Annotated in this window: 15 protein-coding genes; 9 read left to right on the top strand and 6 right to left on the bottom strand. The window is 68.3% G+C overall.

Annotated elements, in window-relative coordinates:
- Positions 1-28 precede the first annotated feature (28 nt).
- From B4589_RS05590 to B4589_RS05580, 3 genes are all read left to right on the top strand, one after another.
- Positions 29-223: a cold-shock protein gene (locus B4589_RS05590; protein ID WP_049980416.1), complete on the top strand. Its 195-nt coding sequence runs from the start codon at positions 29-31 to the stop codon at positions 221-223.
- Between the two features lie 173 nt (positions 224-396).
- Positions 397-1,746, top strand: coding sequence for a histidinol dehydrogenase (gene hisD / locus B4589_RS05585; protein ID WP_176330496.1), 1,350 nt, complete (start codon positions 397-399; stop codon positions 1,744-1,746).
- Positions 1,747-2,508, top strand: a complete 762-nt coding sequence (locus B4589_RS05580; RefSeq protein WP_079233344.1) for a bifunctional 2-polyprenyl-6-hydroxyphenol methylase/3-demethylubiquinol 3-O-methyltransferase UbiG — start codon at positions 1,747-1,749, stop codon at positions 2,506-2,508. It begins immediately after the preceding gene.
- Between the two features lie 85 nt (positions 2,509-2,593).
- Here B4589_RS05580 and B4589_RS05575 read toward each other — a convergent pair whose 3' ends face one another.
- Positions 2,594-3,925, bottom strand: coding sequence for a hemolysin family protein (locus B4589_RS05575; RefSeq protein WP_079233343.1), 1,332 nt, complete (start codon positions 3,923-3,925; stop codon positions 2,594-2,596).
- Between the two features lie 129 nt (positions 3,926-4,054).
- Here B4589_RS05575 and B4589_RS05570 point away from each other — a divergent pair, with 129 nt between their 5' ends.
- Complete coding sequence (locus B4589_RS05570) at positions 4,055-5,371, top strand: NAD(P)/FAD-dependent oxidoreductase (RefSeq protein ID WP_079233342.1); 1,317 nt, start codon at positions 4,055-4,057, stop codon at positions 5,369-5,371.
- A 598-nt stretch (positions 5,372-5,969) separates the two neighbouring features.
- Here the strand turns inward: B4589_RS05570 and B4589_RS05565 are convergent.
- Entirely contained in the window at positions 5,970-6,518 is a 549-nt protein-coding gene (locus tag B4589_RS05565) for a DUF6149 family protein (protein WP_079233341.1), read from the bottom strand.
- Positions 6,519-6,635: 117 nt separating this feature from the next.
- Here B4589_RS05565 and B4589_RS05560 point away from each other — a divergent pair, with 117 nt between their 5' ends.
- From B4589_RS05560 to mptA, 3 genes are all read left to right on the top strand, one after another.
- Complete coding sequence (locus tag B4589_RS05560) at positions 6,636-7,880, top strand: NAD(P)/FAD-dependent oxidoreductase (RefSeq protein ID WP_079233340.1); 1,245 nt, start codon at positions 6,636-6,638, stop codon at positions 7,878-7,880.
- A 134-nt stretch (positions 7,881-8,014) separates the two neighbouring features.
- A complete protein-coding gene (locus B4589_RS05555) occupies positions 8,015-8,437 on the top strand; it encodes a hypothetical protein (protein ID WP_079233339.1) in 423 nt (140 codons plus the stop codon).
- A 120-nt stretch (positions 8,438-8,557) separates the two neighbouring features.
- Positions 8,558-9,481, top strand: coding sequence for a GTP cyclohydrolase MptA (gene mptA, locus B4589_RS05550; RefSeq protein ID WP_079233338.1), 924 nt, complete (start codon positions 8,558-8,560; stop codon positions 9,479-9,481).
- Here the strand turns inward: mptA and B4589_RS05545 are convergent.
- From B4589_RS05545 to B4589_RS05535, 3 genes are all read right to left on the bottom strand, one after another.
- Positions 9,478-10,287: a TrmB family transcriptional regulator gene (locus B4589_RS05545; RefSeq protein WP_079233337.1), complete on the bottom strand. Its 810-nt coding sequence runs from the start codon at positions 10,285-10,287 to the stop codon at positions 9,478-9,480. The two genes, mptA and B4589_RS05545, sit on opposite strands and share 4 nt — an antisense overlap.
- 82 nt (positions 10,288-10,369) lie before the next feature.
- Positions 10,370-12,001, bottom strand: a complete 1,632-nt coding sequence (locus tag B4589_RS05540) for a DUF255 domain-containing protein (RefSeq protein WP_079233336.1) — start codon at positions 11,999-12,001, stop codon at positions 10,370-10,372.
- A 287-nt stretch (positions 12,002-12,288) separates the two neighbouring features.
- On the bottom strand, positions 12,289-12,597 hold the full coding sequence (locus B4589_RS05535) for a hypothetical protein (RefSeq protein ID WP_079233335.1): 309 nt from the start codon (positions 12,595-12,597) through the stop codon (positions 12,289-12,291).
- Positions 12,598-12,747: 150 nt separating this feature from the next.
- On the opposite strand from B4589_RS05535, the gene B4589_RS05530 reads away from it, so the two are divergent.
- Positions 12,748-13,062: a hypothetical protein gene (locus B4589_RS05530; RefSeq protein ID WP_079233334.1), complete on the top strand. Its 315-nt coding sequence runs from the start codon at positions 12,748-12,750 to the stop codon at positions 13,060-13,062.
- 86 nt (positions 13,063-13,148) lie between these two features.
- Entirely contained in the window at positions 13,149-13,664 is a 516-nt protein-coding gene (locus tag B4589_RS05525) for a DUF5815 family protein (RefSeq protein WP_079233333.1), read from the top strand.
- Here the strand turns inward: B4589_RS05525 and B4589_RS05520 are convergent.
- The gene (locus B4589_RS05520; protein ID WP_079233332.1) at positions 13,661-13,975 is read right to left on the bottom strand and encodes a nucleoside triphosphate pyrophosphohydrolase; all 315 of its coding nucleotides are present in this window, start codon (positions 13,973-13,975) and stop codon (positions 13,661-13,663) included. The genes B4589_RS05525 and B4589_RS05520 overlap by 4 nt on opposite strands.
- Between the last annotated feature and the right edge of the window lie 26 nt (positions 13,976-14,001).

Raw genomic sequence — 14,001 nt, 5'->3', positions numbered from 1 at the left:
CAGGCAGACCCGGGTTTGTAGGGACGTAATGGCGACTGGTACGGTTGACTTCTTCAACGACACGGGCGGTTACGGATTCATCGAGACTGAGGACGCGGACGACGACGTGTTCTTCCACATGGAAGACGTCGGCGGCCCCGACCTCGAGGAGGGCCAGGAGGTCGAGTTCGACATCGAACAGGCCGACAAGGGCCCGCGCGCGACGAACCTGACCCGCCTGTAACTCGGCTCAGCGTTTTCGCGACGCAGTAACTATTCGGGCGTCCGCGTTGCGGACCCCTGAACTCACAACTTCGAGCGGCGGCGCCGTCGACGCGACGGGCCCCCGCACGTTCTTCAGCCACCCAGCGACGGCTATCCGCAACCGCCTTAGGCCGTCAGCGTGGAACGCGAACTATGCAACCACGAGCGATCGCGGATCTCTCGACGGGCGAGCGCCGGTCCTTCTTCGACCGGGACTCGGGCGTCGAGAGCGCCCGCGAGGACGTCCGGGAGATCCTCCCCCGGGTGCGCGAGGAGGGCGACGTGGCGGTCCGGGAGTTCTCCAAGGAGTTCGACGGTATCGAAGTGGCGAACCTCGACGTGACCGCCGAGGCCGAGCGCGCTGTCGACGAGATCGACGACGAAACGCTGTCGGCGATCCGCGACGCCGTCGAGAACGTCCGGGCGTTCCACGAGCGCCAGCGCCCCGACGACTGGCGCGAGACGTTCGAGGACCGCGAACTCGGCCGGCGCTTCCGACCGATCGACCGCGTCGGCGTGTACGTCCCCGGCGGCACCGCGGCCTACCCCTCCAGCGCGATCATGGGCGTCGTCCCCGCGAAAGTCGCCGGCGTCGAACACGTCGCCGTCGCCACCCCGCCCGCCGAGGAGATCAACCCCGTCACGCTGGCCGCGATCCACGAGGCCGGCGCCGACGCGGTGTACTCCGTCGGCGGCGCACAGGCCATCGGCGCGCTCGCCTACGGCACCGAGACCGTCGACGCGGTCCAGAAGGTCGTCGGCCCGGGCAACCCCTGGGTCACGGCCGCGAAAGCCGAGGTCCGGGGCGAGGTGGAGATCGACTTCCTCGCGGGGCCGAGCGAGATCCTCGTGCTGGCGGACGACACTGCCGATCCCGAGTTCGTCGCCGCCGATCTGCTCGCCCAGGCCGAACACGATCCGGAAGCCAGCGTCGTCGCCGTCACCGACGACGAGGCGCTGGCCGAGGAGATCGTCGAAGCGGTCGAACGACAGATCGACGACCGCGAGCGCGCGGCGACGATCCGCGAAGTGCTCGACGCCGACGCCTCGGGCGTGCTCGTCGCGCGCTCGATGCCCGAGGCGGTGCTGTTCGCCGAGGAGTACGCCGCCGAACATCTCTCAATCCAGGCCGAGAACGACGAGGCGCTGCTCGACCGGATCGACAACGCCGGGAGCGTGTTCCTCGGCCCGTACGCGCCCGTCGCGGCCGGCGACTACGCGACGGGGACGAACCACGTGCTCCCGACCGGCGGCGGCGCGAAAGTCCACGGCGGACTGTCAGTGGACGAGTTCCTGCGTTCATCGACGGTCCAGCGCCTCGACCGCGACGCGCTCGACAACCTCGCCGACACGGTCACCACGCTCGCGGAGGCCGAGGGGCTGGAGGCCCACGCCGAGAGCGTTCGCGTTCGCTTGGGGGGGGATTCGGAGGGCGACGACGCGGGGTCAGACGCGTCCGGCGACAGCACCGCCAATGCCGGCCGCGCCGGGGACGACGCCTAGATGCCCCGCCCCGCGGCACCGACGTTCCCGGACGCCTGCGAGCGCCTCCTCCGCGACCCGGACGGCGACCACTCGCTGTACACCACTCTCGCGCCCGTCTTCGACCGACTGACCGACGAGGAGCGCGTCGCCGGCGACTTCGAGGCCGTCCGGGCGTTCGGCCCCGAGGACGGCGACGCGCTCGAACTCGGCTGTGGCGTCGGCGCGCTGCTCGCCCACCTGCGTGATCGCTACGATCGGACGCTTGGCGTCGACGCCCACCACGACCTGCTCCGCTTCACCGCCCACCGCGCGCCGGCGGCGGACGTGGCGGTCGGCGACCCGCTTGACCTGCCGACGGAGACGGCGTTCGACGTCGTCGTCGCGATGGCCGGGCCCGCGGCGCCGCCGACCGTCGACGATCCCGCGGCGCTGATCGAGGCCGCGGCCGACCGGCTCGCCCCGGACGGAACGTTCCTCCTGCGGGCGGTGACCGACGCCGACGCCGTCCGCGACGCGGTCGAGTCGGTGGGCGTCCTCTCCGGTAGCGGCTACCGGATGGAGCGCTCGGTGACGGATCTCCCGACGAAAGGTGGGGTCGACCTCCGGATGGGCTACCGCGCGACCGACGAGTCGAGCGGCGAGTCCGCGACGACGAGCGAGACGGTGACGGTCCCCGTCCACGACGCCGAATCGCTCCGGGCGGCGGCCGAGGGCGCCGGACTGTCCGACGTGCGACTCCTCGACGGATCGGGGACGACGCTGCTGGTCGCGCGGTCGTGAACGAGCCCCGTTCTGCCGTGACGGGAACAGTCTGCTACGGGAACGTCGACAGACGAGAAGCGCCGAGAGGCCGTTTCCGTCCCCGCTACTCCGAGTTCTCCTCCCAGTCGTCACCCTGCTCACGGATCCGGAGCGTCGTGATCCGGGTGTTGTCGACGCCGGTCACCTCGGCGACGTAGCCGTCGATCTCGATCCGGTCGCCCACCGACGGCCCGCGGTCGAGGCGGCTGAGGACCAGCCCGCCGACGGTCTCGACGGCGTCGTGGCCGAGGTCGGCGCCGAGTGCGTCGTTGAGCGCCGCGATGCTGACGCCGCCGTCCACGTCGAGGCTGCCGTCCGGCCGCCGGTGGATGGCGTGTTCCCGATCCGCGACGTCGAACGAGTCCCGCAGGTCGCCGACGATCGCCTCCACCACGTCCTCGACAGTCGCGATCCCCTCGAAGGCGCCCCATTCGTCGATCACTGCGGCCATCTGTTGGTTGTCGGTCTGGAACTGCACCAGCAGGTCGTCGACGGTGGTGGTCTCCGGCACGACGAGCACCTCCCGTGCGAGGTCGCCGGCCGTCGGCTCGTCGCCGTCCTCGCTTGCGCGCAGCACGTCCTTCACGTCGACGAACCCGACCACTTGGGTCTGGTCGTCGGCCGCGACGACGGGGTAGCGCGTGTGTTCCCACTCGAAGACGGTTTCACGGAGCTCGGCGAGGTCGGCATCGGCGGGCACGCTCACCACGTCCGGCAGCGGCACCATCACCTCCCGCACGGCGGTGTCGTCGAGATCGAACACGCGCTCGATCATCGCTACCTCCTCGAGGTTGACGTCGCCCTCTTCGCCCGAGCGCGCCAGCACGCGTCGGATCTCCCGCTCGCCGAGCGTTTCGTCGGACTCGGACGCCGGCGGGACGCCGAGCAGGCTGGTGAACGCGTTGGCCGCACCGTTGAACACGACGATCCCCGGGTAGAACAGCAGGTAGAACAGCTTCATCGGCGGCGCGAGCAGCAGCGAGAGCCGCTCGGTCCGGGCGATGGCGAACGTCTTGGGCGCGAGTTCGCCGAACACCACGTGGAGGAACGTGATGATGGAGAATCCGATCGCCACCGCGACGAGGTGGACGAACGTCGGCGGCAGCACCGATCCCAGTACCGGCTCGATCAGCGACGCGATGGCGGGCTCGCCGGCCCACCCCAGCCCCAGCGAGGCGAGGGTGATGCCCAGCTGCGTCACCGCGAGGTAGTTGTCGAGGTCGTTCATCACGTCCTGGAGCACCCCGGCGCCGGTGCGGCCCTCCTCGACGAGCTGTTCGACCGAGGTCGCGCGGATCCTGACGAAGGCGAACTCCGCGGCGACGAAGAAGCCGTTCAGAACGACCAGTAGCAGCGCGACCAGCAGCCGGCCCAGCGAGAGCGCGAGCTCTACCATCGGCCGCCCTCGGGGGTCGTGTGTGACGAGTCCATACGGACCTCTCCCCCGCCGCCGACTAAAGTCGTGTGCCGGTACGCCGACCGCCATATCGGGAGTGTTTTCCACCTCACACCCCCTCTAGGACGTATGTACCACGTCGTCGGCGGCGGGATCGCCGGCCTCGCGGCCGCGTACAGCCTCCAGCAGCGCGGTCACGAGGTCGAGATCCTCGAGGGCAGCGACGAGCTCGGCGGGCTCGCGGCGAGCTACGAGACCGCGGGCGACCCGATCGAGAAGTTCTACCACCACCTCTCGAAATCCGAGCAGACGATCGCCAGCCTCGCGAACGAACTCGGCGTCGGCGACCGGATCGAGTGGCTTGTGGGGAAGAACGCCTACTTCGTCGACGGCGAGGCCCACCCGATGGACAAGCCGTGGGAGATCCTCGCCTACCCGCACATGAGCGTTTACGACAAGTTCCGACTGGGGATGCTCACCCTCGAAATCGACGTGCGCGGCGGGATCCCCGACTTCGACACGTACGACGACCTCAGCGAGTTCGAGGACGTGCCGATCAAGGAGTTCCTGCTCGAACACACGACTCGCGGGGTGTACGAGAACTTCTTCGAACCGCTGCTCGACGCGAAGTTCGGCGACCGGAAGGAGGACGTGAGCGCGGCGTGGCTGCTCGGTCGGATCAAGTTCCGCGGCGAGCGCGACCTGCTGCGCGGCGAGATCCTCGGCTACCCCAACGGTGGGTTCGAGGCGCTGCTCGACCCCCTGATCGACGCGGTCGGGCGCGACACCGTGCGGACGAACACCCGCGTGACTGACCTCGGGATCGAGGATGGCGACGTCGAGACCGTCACCACCGAGTCCGGCGGCGAGACGACGACCCGCGACACCGACGGCGTCGTGGTGGCGACGATGCCGAACGTGCTCGAGGAGCTGGCGGGGTACACCTGCGAGATCGACTTCCAGGGCGCGGTCTGTGCGGTGGTGACGATGGACCGGCCGCTGACCGACACGTACTGGCTCAACATCGCCGACGACGCCCCCTTCGGCGCGTTGATCGAGCACACGAATTTCGTCCCGCCGGAGCGCTACGGCGGCCAGCATCTCCTCTACGTCGCCTCCTACGTCCAGAGCGACGAGGAGTGGCTGGCGACGGCCGACGACGACGAGATCGAACGGGAGTGGCTCGACGCGATCGGGGGGATGTACCCCGAGTTCGGCCGTGAGCACGTCGACCAGTTCCGGCTGGCGAAGGCCCCGCGTGCGGCGCCGATCTACGAGCGCGGGTATCTGGACATGGTGGTGCCGTACGACTTGGAAGACGACGTGGCGGACGGGCTCTACTACGCCGGGATGGCCAGCGAGGCCCAGTACCCCGAGCGCAGCCTCGATGGGGGGATCGTCGCCGGTTTCGAGTGCGCGAAACGGATCGACCGGAAGGCGGACTGATTCGGGTTTTCTTTGGGGAACTGAGGTTCTGTCGAATCAGTCGTTTACAGCGACCGCAACAGCATCTCGATGCTTGACCACTTGTACTGCGACCGCACAGCACCGCGATGGTCTTCCCCCCATCCTCCCCACGGGCTCGCCGGCCGGTGGCGAGCCCTCGCGTCCACCGCCACAGCACCGCGGTCGTGGTCGGCGCGAAGCGTGAGCGGCTCCGTCCGCGAACCGAGCGCGAGGGACGAGTGAGCGAAGCGAACGAGTCGGCTGGGGAGATGTGTGGGCTGTGCGGGGCGGTTGCGGTCACAAGTGGTCTAGCTCACTCCGCGGTCGGGTTCGAGGTCGAAACACCGAACTCCGCGGTGTCGTTCCCGGCGAAGAAAACGCCGAACTGCAGTGCTGTTCATCGGGCGAGGAACGGTTTTCGTACGAACGAGAGAAATCGAGGCCGACCCTTAAGTACCAAAACGCGACCAACCCCGTCGTGACCTGAACCCTCCACCGCGGCGGGCCTCGCGGGTGTGTGGCTCAGTCCGTCGCGTTCGCGTCGGCGTTGGCCCGCGTCGACGACCGAGTCACCTGTTCGCCACCCGGCCGAAACGGCTCACTCCGACTCCTGGATCTCGTCGGATCGGTCGCCGGCGACGACACCCTCGTCGGTCTCGACGTACACGTCGTCGGCGAACCCCTCCGCCGCGTGGGGGTGTTCGGGGTCGTCGAGCTTCTCCGGCGTCGAGGGCGCGTCGGGGATCTCGCGAGTCCGGAACTCGCCCAGCGGGTCGTCGATCGTGACGTCGTGGGCCTCGAAGAAGTCGGCGTAGCGGTCGTAATGCTCCTCCACCTCGTCGACCGGGAACTCCATCATCTCCGTCCAGCCGTGGTTGTAGAAGTCGAAGTTGGCCTGGACGTGCGTGATCTCCCGGGCCTCGGCCTCGGGGTACCCCTCCTCCAGCGCCGCGATGTACGTGTCGATCGTGCAGTCGAAGAACGCCTCCAGATGGGGCTCCCGCTCCTCGCGGTGGCCCGCCTCGGCGCGCTCCCCGAACTCGCGGGTGTGGAGATCGACGAGCTTCTCGTTCATCTTCTCCCCGACGACCGGCATCGTGAGCGCCTGCTTCGCCGCGAAGTGGCGGACGTTCTGGCGGAGCTTCATCAGCTCGAAACTGGGCCGCAACGACCTTCAACCCACCGAGCTTGTGGTGTGGGTCGTTTTCCCCTACCGAAAGCCGTATGGCAACCCACATTAACCCCCACTGCCAAAGCTGGAGCCATGAGCGAGTCGTTCGTGATCATCGGCGACGGGGTGGCTGGGAGTTCAGCGGCGGAGACGCTGCGGGAGAACGCCCCGGACGCCGACATCACCGTCATCACCGACGAGGGGGAGGCTCTCTACAACCGCATCCTGATCAAGGAGTTCGCGAAGGGGAAGCTCCCCGAGGCGCCCATCTCCATCCACGACGAGTCGTGGTACGAGGAGCGGGATATCGACCTCCAGCTCGACACTCTCGTCGTCGACATCGACACCGACGACAACGTCGTCACGAGCCACCAGGGCGACACGTACAGCTTCGACAAGCTGCTGCTGGCTACCGGCGGCACTCCGGCACAGCTCCCGGTCGACAACTCCGACGCGGAGGGGATCCACCACTTCTGGACGTTCGAGGACGCCCGGAAGATCAAAGCCGACGTGGAGGCGGCCGACACCGGCGTCATCGTCGGTGCGGGGCTGCTCGGCATCGACTTCGCGGCGATCTGTGGCGCCCAGGACGTCGAAGCGTACTACCTGATGCGCGGCAACGCCTGGTGGCGCTACGCGCTCAGCGAGAAGGGCGCCGAGATCATCCACGAGGCGCTACGCGAGCGCGGCGTCACCCCCGTGTTCGACTCCGGCGTCGACCACTTCGAGGTCGACGACGACGGCCACATCGAGTCCGCGATCGACCCAAACGGCGAGGAGTACGACGCCGACTTCGCCGGGGTCGCGATCGGGCTGGACATCAACACCGAGATCCTCCGCGGTACCGGTCTCGAGTACGACGCGGACGGGATCGTCGTCGACGAGTACATGCAGACCAACCTCGACGACGTGTACGCGGCCGGTGACTGCACGAAGTTCAACGACCTGATCCTGGGCGATCAAGCACAGAACGGTGCCTGGGGCTCCGCGAAGGCCCAGGGCGAGTGCGCGGCCAAGAACATGCTTGACTACGGCGACGAGGAGTTCCGCTGGGTCTCCTCGTACTCCATCACCCACTTCGACTTCCCGTTCCTCTCCTTCGGCCACCCGACGGAGGGCGACGACAGCGTCGAGCGCAAGTACTCCGACACGGAGTGGCGCCGACTCGCACTCAAGGAGGGTCGGATCGTCGGCGGCGTGCTGATCGGCGACCTCGCGCCCCAGTCGGCGTACAAACAGCTGATGCGTGAGGGTATCCACGTCGGCGACGAGAAGGAGAAGCTGGTCGAGAAATCGTTCAGCGTCGACGATCTGGAAGCGCCGGTCGCGGACGACTGATCAGTCCGGCGCTGTACGGCCGGACTGGGCGACTGACCTCGCCGGGAAGAAGAGCTGGCGAGGGCGAAGCAGCGGGCCGACACACCGAACTCACGTATCGAAGTCGTTTTGCGGAGACCGTCCCCAGTGAGCGTATGGACTCCGGCGGCTCCTCGGACATGACGCTCGCGTTCGAACTGGACGCGCTGAAGTCGCTCGACGACCCCAACGCGGTGTTCAACGACGCCCGCGGGTGGACGAGCTACGTCGGCGTGGTGAGCGACAAACCCACCTACGTCGTCACCAACTTCACGCGCAAGGAGCGCATCAGGCAGGACTTCTTCTCGGGCCCGCGGGGCGTCGAGGAGAGCCTCGAGAACGTGAAACGCCAGTTCGACACCGAACGTCACGTGTTCGTCGGCACGTCCGAGGAGCATCGCGAACAGGCGGAGGCAGTCGGCTGGGAGTACCTCCCGCTCGAAAACGCCGCCGAGGCGGCGGGCTGGGAGGTCGCCGCCGCGGACGACGACGACGAGGACCACTTCGAGGAAGGGGATCAGCGCGACGACTGGCCCTGATCGATCAGGGTTCGCGACCGAGGCCACCCTCCGTACCGACGCCGTGACGGGTGCGAACGCCGTCCCGGCGGCCACTCCGGTTCCAACACACTAATCGCCCCGCGGAACGGAGAACCGGTAATGAGTCACCAGCTTCCGGACGTACAGGCCGACGAACCCGACGTGACCGTCGGGCTGAGTCAGGTCGGCGTCACCGGCGTCGAGAAGCTCGTCGAACTCGAGGGCGACGACCGACCGTACGTGCTGACCGCGGAGTTCTCCGTGTTCGTCGACCTCCCCAGCCGGCGGAAGGGGATCGACATGAGCCGGAACATGGAGGTGATCGACGAGGTGCTGGAGGACGCCGTCGACGGCGAGACCGACCGCGTCGAGGCGCTCTGTGGCGAGGCCGCCGAGCGCCTGCTGGCCAAACACGAGTACACCACCACCGCCGAAGTCCAGATGGAGGCGGAGTGGATGCTCAAAGAGGAGACCCCCGCGAGCGGCCGCCCCACCCAGAGTACCGTCGATATCATCGCCTCCGCGACCGCCACCGAGGAGCGGATCGAGGAGGAGATCGGCTGTCGCGTGACCGGGATGACCGTCTGTCCCTGTTCGCAGGGGATGTCCGAGGCGCGCGCCCGGGAGACGCTCGCGGAGCTGGGTGTCGACGACGAGACGGCCGAGGCGTTCCTCGACGAGGTGCCCCAGCCCGGCCACTCCCAGCGCGGGCACGCCACGCTGACGGTGAGCCAGGAGGCCGAACCCGAGGTCGACCTGATGGAGCTGATCGAGATCGCCCGGGACTCGATGAGCGCGCGGATCTACAACATGGCCAAGCGCCCCGACGAGGACCACATGACCTACGCGGCCCACGCGAACGCGAAGTTCGTCGAGGACTGCGTCCGCTCGCTCGCGGAGGGGGTCGTCGACGCCTACCCCGATCTCGACGACGAGGCGGTGATCCACGTCAAACAGGAGAACGACGAGTCGATCCACCAGCACGACGCAGTTGCCGAGCGCGAAGTCACGATGGGCCGGCTCCGCGAGGAGCTCTCGATCTAGTCCGGCGTCGTCAGCGGCTCCGCCTCCGCCCACCGCGGATCGAACGTCTCCCGCACGCCGGCGGTGAACTCCCGATCCTTCAGGTCGATCATCGCGAACGGCTCCCGCGGCGTCAGGGGGTTCGGGACTTCGATACACGCTTCGACGCCGTCGATCAGGTGGAACGAACCGCTCACCCGTTCGGTGGTTCGGACTTCGAAATCCGGGTGGTTCGCGAGCTCCTTCTCGTAGCGTTTGAGCGCGGAGTTGGGCAGCGTCTCGATCAGGTCCGGGCCGAGCAGCACCGACACCTCCGCGCCGCGGTCGAGCGCGCGCCCGAGCGCCGCCGTCACCTCGTCGCCGTACTCGCCCACGTCGAACTGCGGCGTCGGTCCGCCCGCGACGGTGATCACCCGCTCGCTCGCGGCGTCGAGCCGTTCGAGCAGCAGGTCGGCGCTCTCCTCCGGGCCGACGACGGCGGTCCAGAACCCCTCCTCGGTGGGGACGCCGGCGTCGAGATCGCCCTCCAGTTCCTCGACGGTCTCCTCGTACTGGGTCTCCTGCTCTTTCAGTTCCTCGCGTTTCGCGTCGAGCAGGCGATCCAGCGCCGCCTCGGGCTCGACGGCGACGTACTTCTTCGGCCGGCTCGCGGCCTGACTCCGGGCCAACCCCCGGCGTTCCAGATCCTTCAGCACGTCGTACACCCGCCCCATCGGCACGTCGCTGGACCCCGAGAGCTCCTTCGCCGTGCTCGGGGAGTCGTCGAGCAGCGCCCGATAGGCCCGGGCCTCGTACTCCGAGAGCCCGAGATCGCGCAAGCTTGCCATGCTCACTCGTCACAGTTCGAGCCGTGAAAAACTCACCGGACGTTTACTCGTGTCCGCCGTTTCGGACTGTTTCTTTGCTCTCCTACTCTCGCCGGCCGACACGCTCCATCAGCGCCTCGGGGTCGCTCGCGGGCTCGTCGACGCCGACGACACGGGCGGTCCCGCGGTCGAGATCCGGCGCGACCGACTCGTCGGCGTCGGGGACGACCACTTTCTCGTGATCGGCGATCCGGAGGGCAGCGCGGTGGAGGTCGCTGCCCGGCTCGTCCGCGACGGCGACGGTCAGCGGCTCGTGGACGAGTCGGCTCGCGGCGGTGCCGTACTCCGCGACCTGCACGCCGACGCGGTGGGAGGCGCCCGCGAAGGCGCCGACGGTCTCGCGGGCGATCTCGCGGTACTCGTCGTCGCCGGTCAGCGTCGCCAGATCCACGAGGGCGTTCGCCATCGCGGCGTTGCCGTCCAGCGGGCGGAGCGGGCGATCGAGCAGGCCCGCGCCCTCGGCGGGGCCGTCCTGGAACGAGCCACCGTCGTGGAGCGTCTCGATCGCGTGATCGGCGACCGTCCGGGCCACGTTGGCGCCGTAGCCCAGCGTCTGCTCGGCGCGGGTGAACGCGCCGACGACGGCGACGATATCGGAGAGCACGTCCCGCGGGCCGGTCTGCCCGCGTTCGCGGAAGTGAACGACCGAGCCGTGTTCGAGCAGGTCGCGTTCGAGGTAGTCCAGCACGCGCTCGCCGTACTCGCGGGCGCGCTCGTCGTCGGTGTAGCCGTGGAACGTCAGCAGCGCGTCGGCCGCGAGCGCGTTCCCGCCCGCGTAGGCGGTGAGGTCGGTCCGCGGCGAGCGGGCGTCCGAGCGCTCCTCGGCGTTCTTCCGCCAGTACTCTGCGCCCTCGCCCGGGCCGACGCTGCCGCCGACGGCGACGCCGCCCCAGAGTTCGTCGGTGAGGAACTCGACGGTCGAGTCGGCCGGATCGCGGTAGGCGTCCTCGCCGGTGTAGACGTAGGCGTGGGCGAACGCCCGGAGGAGCGTCGCGTTGGTGTCGAGCAGCTTCGCGTGGTGGACCTCGCCCCAGTCACGCCGGCCGGCGTAGCGGAAGAAGCCGCCGCCTACGCCGTCGTGGAGGTGGTCACGGACCGCGTCGAGCGTTCGGAGCGCTTGCTGGCGCTCGCGTTTGAGCGCGAACTCCACGGTGCGGGCCAGCGGGAACTTCGCGCTCTCGCCCCAGCCCGCGAAGCGGTCGTCGAACTTCTCGCCGAGCTGGCCGGCGAGCTGTTCCTCGATCGCGGCGTCGACCTCGCCCGCCGGCGGGAGGTCGCCCGAGAGCGCGCGCGGGACGCGGCCGGCGTCGTCGCCCTTCTCGGCGTAGTTCTCGGCGACGCGGTCGAGCACCTGCCGCATCCCGTCCGGCGCGAGCGCGGTCGCCGTCGAGAGCACCTCGCCGTCGGGGGTGAGAAAGACGGTCGACGGGAAGCCGCCGGCGGCGTAGCGTTCGCGAACTCGCGGCTGGCGGTCGGCGTCGACGCGGATCGGGACGTAGCGATCGTTGACGTTGGCCGCAACGTTCGGGTCGGCGTAGGTGGTGGCGTCCATCTCGTGGCAGTCGACGCACCACGTGGTTGAGAGCGAGAGCAGGACGGGCACGGAGCGCCGGCGGGCCTCGTCGAAGGCGTCCTGGCCCCACTGACGCCACTCGACGCGGGTCTCCTCTTGCATGTTTCGTGGTCGGGTTGTTTGGGGGTAAAGCGTGTCGGAGGCGAGGCCGGAAAACTCCGCGACCGAAGGGAGCGGAGGTAAACGGCCTCGGTACGCGAGCGGGGAGCGTTAGCGACCCGCGAGCGGGCGGCTGCAGAACTGGAAAACTCCGCGACCGAAGGGAGCGGAGGTAAACGGCCTCGGTACGCGAGCGGTCCCAGGACCGGAAACGGGAGCAAGCTCTCGTGAGCGAGGCGACCGAAAACACGTCAGTGTCCCCTGACGGAAGCCACTCCCCCGGAGACCGACTACACCGACTCGTCAGTCCCCTCGTCCGCCATCCCTCCCCTGTCGGATTCGTACTTCCGGCCGATAGCGTCGTCACCGACCATGCCGACGACGGCGTCCATCACCGCTTCCGCCGAATCGAACGTCCTCTCACCCTGTAGTTCGAGTACGTCCCGGAGCGACTGGCTACCGTCCTGCAGTTCGAGCTCCCGGTCCCCGTACGTCTCCAGCAGCTCCTCGTTGTCTATTGGATACTCTTCGTTCTCGAGATCGTCCGCGAGCGATCCGAACTCGACGCCGTGCTTCCGATCGTCGTCTTCACTGGCCATACGAACGTGTACGTGAGGATGGGGAAAACAGTTGTAGCCGGTCAGGGTTCACCGACGATCGCCTCACCCCGCCGTCGAACCATCGCCGGCTGACTCGCACCCCCAGCCGGCCGACCGAACTTTCCCGTCCCCGTTCCTACACCCCTGCGTATGTCCGAGGAACGTGACGTCTCCATCGACGTCGAGGTCGAAGTCGAGGTGGACAGTGAGGAACTCGAGGTCGAGGCCGGCGAGGAGCGCGAGATCGAGGCCGAACTCGAGACCGACGGGATCGAGGTCGAAGTTGAGTTGGAGATCGAGCGCGAAGAGGAGGAGTACGAGGAAGCGGAGCACGAAGACGGTGAGGAGATCGAAGTAACGGACGAGTCCGACGGCGCCACCGACGTCGCGGTCGCCGACGAGGAGGCGGACGACGACGGCGAGGCGTTCGATATCGGGTCGAGCGACGAAGACGACGAGGAGTAACGGATCACGGGCCCGAGCCGCCGCGACGGTCAGCTGTGCCGCCCGGGAGCGGCGACCTTTTCCCCGGGCAGCCCCCTCCCTCGACCATGGCTACGGCAGGCGGCGAGCGGCTGGAGCTCCCCTGCGGCGAGACGATCGCGCTCACGTCGCTCGATCTCGGGATGCGCGAACTCGACTGTGACTGCGGGGACGCCCACGCGGTGGTGATGGATATGCACCCGCCGACGCGATTTTTCCCGGAGTTCCTGGTGGAGACGCTGGACGACGTGGTCGAGACGACCAGCGACGAGATGCCGGACTTCGGCACTCCCCACCTGATGGGGATGGTGATGGAGGAGTTCCCCGAGCAGGTCGCCGTCGCCGACGCAACCGACGAGGGGGACGTGGGCTTTGCGATGGTGTGGGTCTCCGACTTCGACGCGCGCCGGCTCCACGAGGTGATCGTGGAACTGGTGGTCGAGATGATGGAGCACGCGATCTCCCACGCCGAGAGCGACAGCGCGATGACCGAGTTCGAGGAACAGATGCTGGAGTTCGACGTCCAGGAGTTCGTCGACCAGTACCGCGACGAGCGGGACCTCGACCCCGAACCGTACGTCTAGTCCTCGACGCGCTCCAGTACGATCCCGTCGTCGAACCGCCCGCGTTCGCCGACCTTTCGCTTGCGGACTCGCTCGAGTTCGTTCTCGTCGATGTCGAGTTGCGTCCGGAGCGCGTCGAGCACCTCCAGCACGTCGGCGAGTTCGTCGGCGCCCGGCTCTTCTCGGAGTTCCGCTGCTTCCTCGTCCAGTTTGTCGAACAGTCGTTCTTCGTACGCCTCCCCGTCGACGACGTGGGTGACTGGGGTCTCGCCGTCGGCCTCGATGATTTCGGGGATATCGTCGCGGACGAGTTTGTCGTACTCGCGGGGCACGGCTGGGGCCACGGGCAGGACCACTA

The organism is Halolamina sp. CBA1230, assembly GCF_002025255.2.
In the GTDB taxonomy this organism is placed as follows: domain Archaea; phylum Halobacteriota; class Halobacteria; order Halobacteriales; family Haloferacaceae; genus Halolamina.
The sequence above is the reverse complement of the archived record's forward strand: the minus strand, read 5'-3'. Positions and strand labels throughout refer to the sequence as shown.

Bases quoted from the DNA above. Each gene is read 5' to 3' on its own strand.
- B4589_RS05590 (WP_049980416.1), top strand. From the start codon at position 29: ATGGCGACTGGTACGGTTGACTTCTTCAACGACACGGGCGGTTACGGA.
- hisD (WP_176330496.1), top strand. From the start codon at position 397: ATGCAACCACGAGCGATCGCGGATCTCTCGACGGGCGAGCGCCGGTCC.
- B4589_RS05580 (WP_079233344.1), top strand. From the start codon at position 1,747: ATGCCCCGCCCCGCGGCACCGACGTTCCCGGACGCCTGCGAGCGCCTC.
- B4589_RS05575 (WP_079233343.1), bottom strand. From the start codon at position 3,925: ATGGTAGAGCTCGCGCTCTCGCTGGGCCGGCTGCTGGTCGCGCTGCTA.
- B4589_RS05570 (WP_079233342.1), top strand. From the start codon at position 4,055: ATGTACCACGTCGTCGGCGGCGGGATCGCCGGCCTCGCGGCCGCGTAC.
- B4589_RS05565 (WP_079233341.1), bottom strand. From the start codon at position 6,518: ATGAAGCTCCGCCAGAACGTCCGCCACTTCGCGGCGAAGCAGGCGCTC.
- B4589_RS05560 (WP_079233340.1), top strand. From the start codon at position 6,636: ATGAGCGAGTCGTTCGTGATCATCGGCGACGGGGTGGCTGGGAGTTCA.
- B4589_RS05555 (WP_079233339.1), top strand. From the start codon at position 8,015: ATGGACTCCGGCGGCTCCTCGGACATGACGCTCGCGTTCGAACTGGAC.
- mptA (WP_079233338.1), top strand. From the start codon at position 8,558: ATGAGTCACCAGCTTCCGGACGTACAGGCCGACGAACCCGACGTGACC.
- B4589_RS05545 (WP_079233337.1), bottom strand. From the start codon at position 10,287: ATGGCAAGCTTGCGCGATCTCGGGCTCTCGGAGTACGAGGCCCGGGCC.
- B4589_RS05540 (WP_079233336.1), bottom strand. From the start codon at position 12,001: ATGCAAGAGGAGACCCGCGTCGAGTGGCGTCAGTGGGGCCAGGACGCC.
- B4589_RS05535 (WP_079233335.1), bottom strand. From the start codon at position 12,597: ATGGCCAGTGAAGACGACGATCGGAAGCACGGCGTCGAGTTCGGATCG.
- B4589_RS05530 (WP_079233334.1), top strand. From the start codon at position 12,748: ATGTCCGAGGAACGTGACGTCTCCATCGACGTCGAGGTCGAAGTCGAG.
- B4589_RS05525 (WP_079233333.1), top strand. From the start codon at position 13,149: ATGGCTACGGCAGGCGGCGAGCGGCTGGAGCTCCCCTGCGGCGAGACG.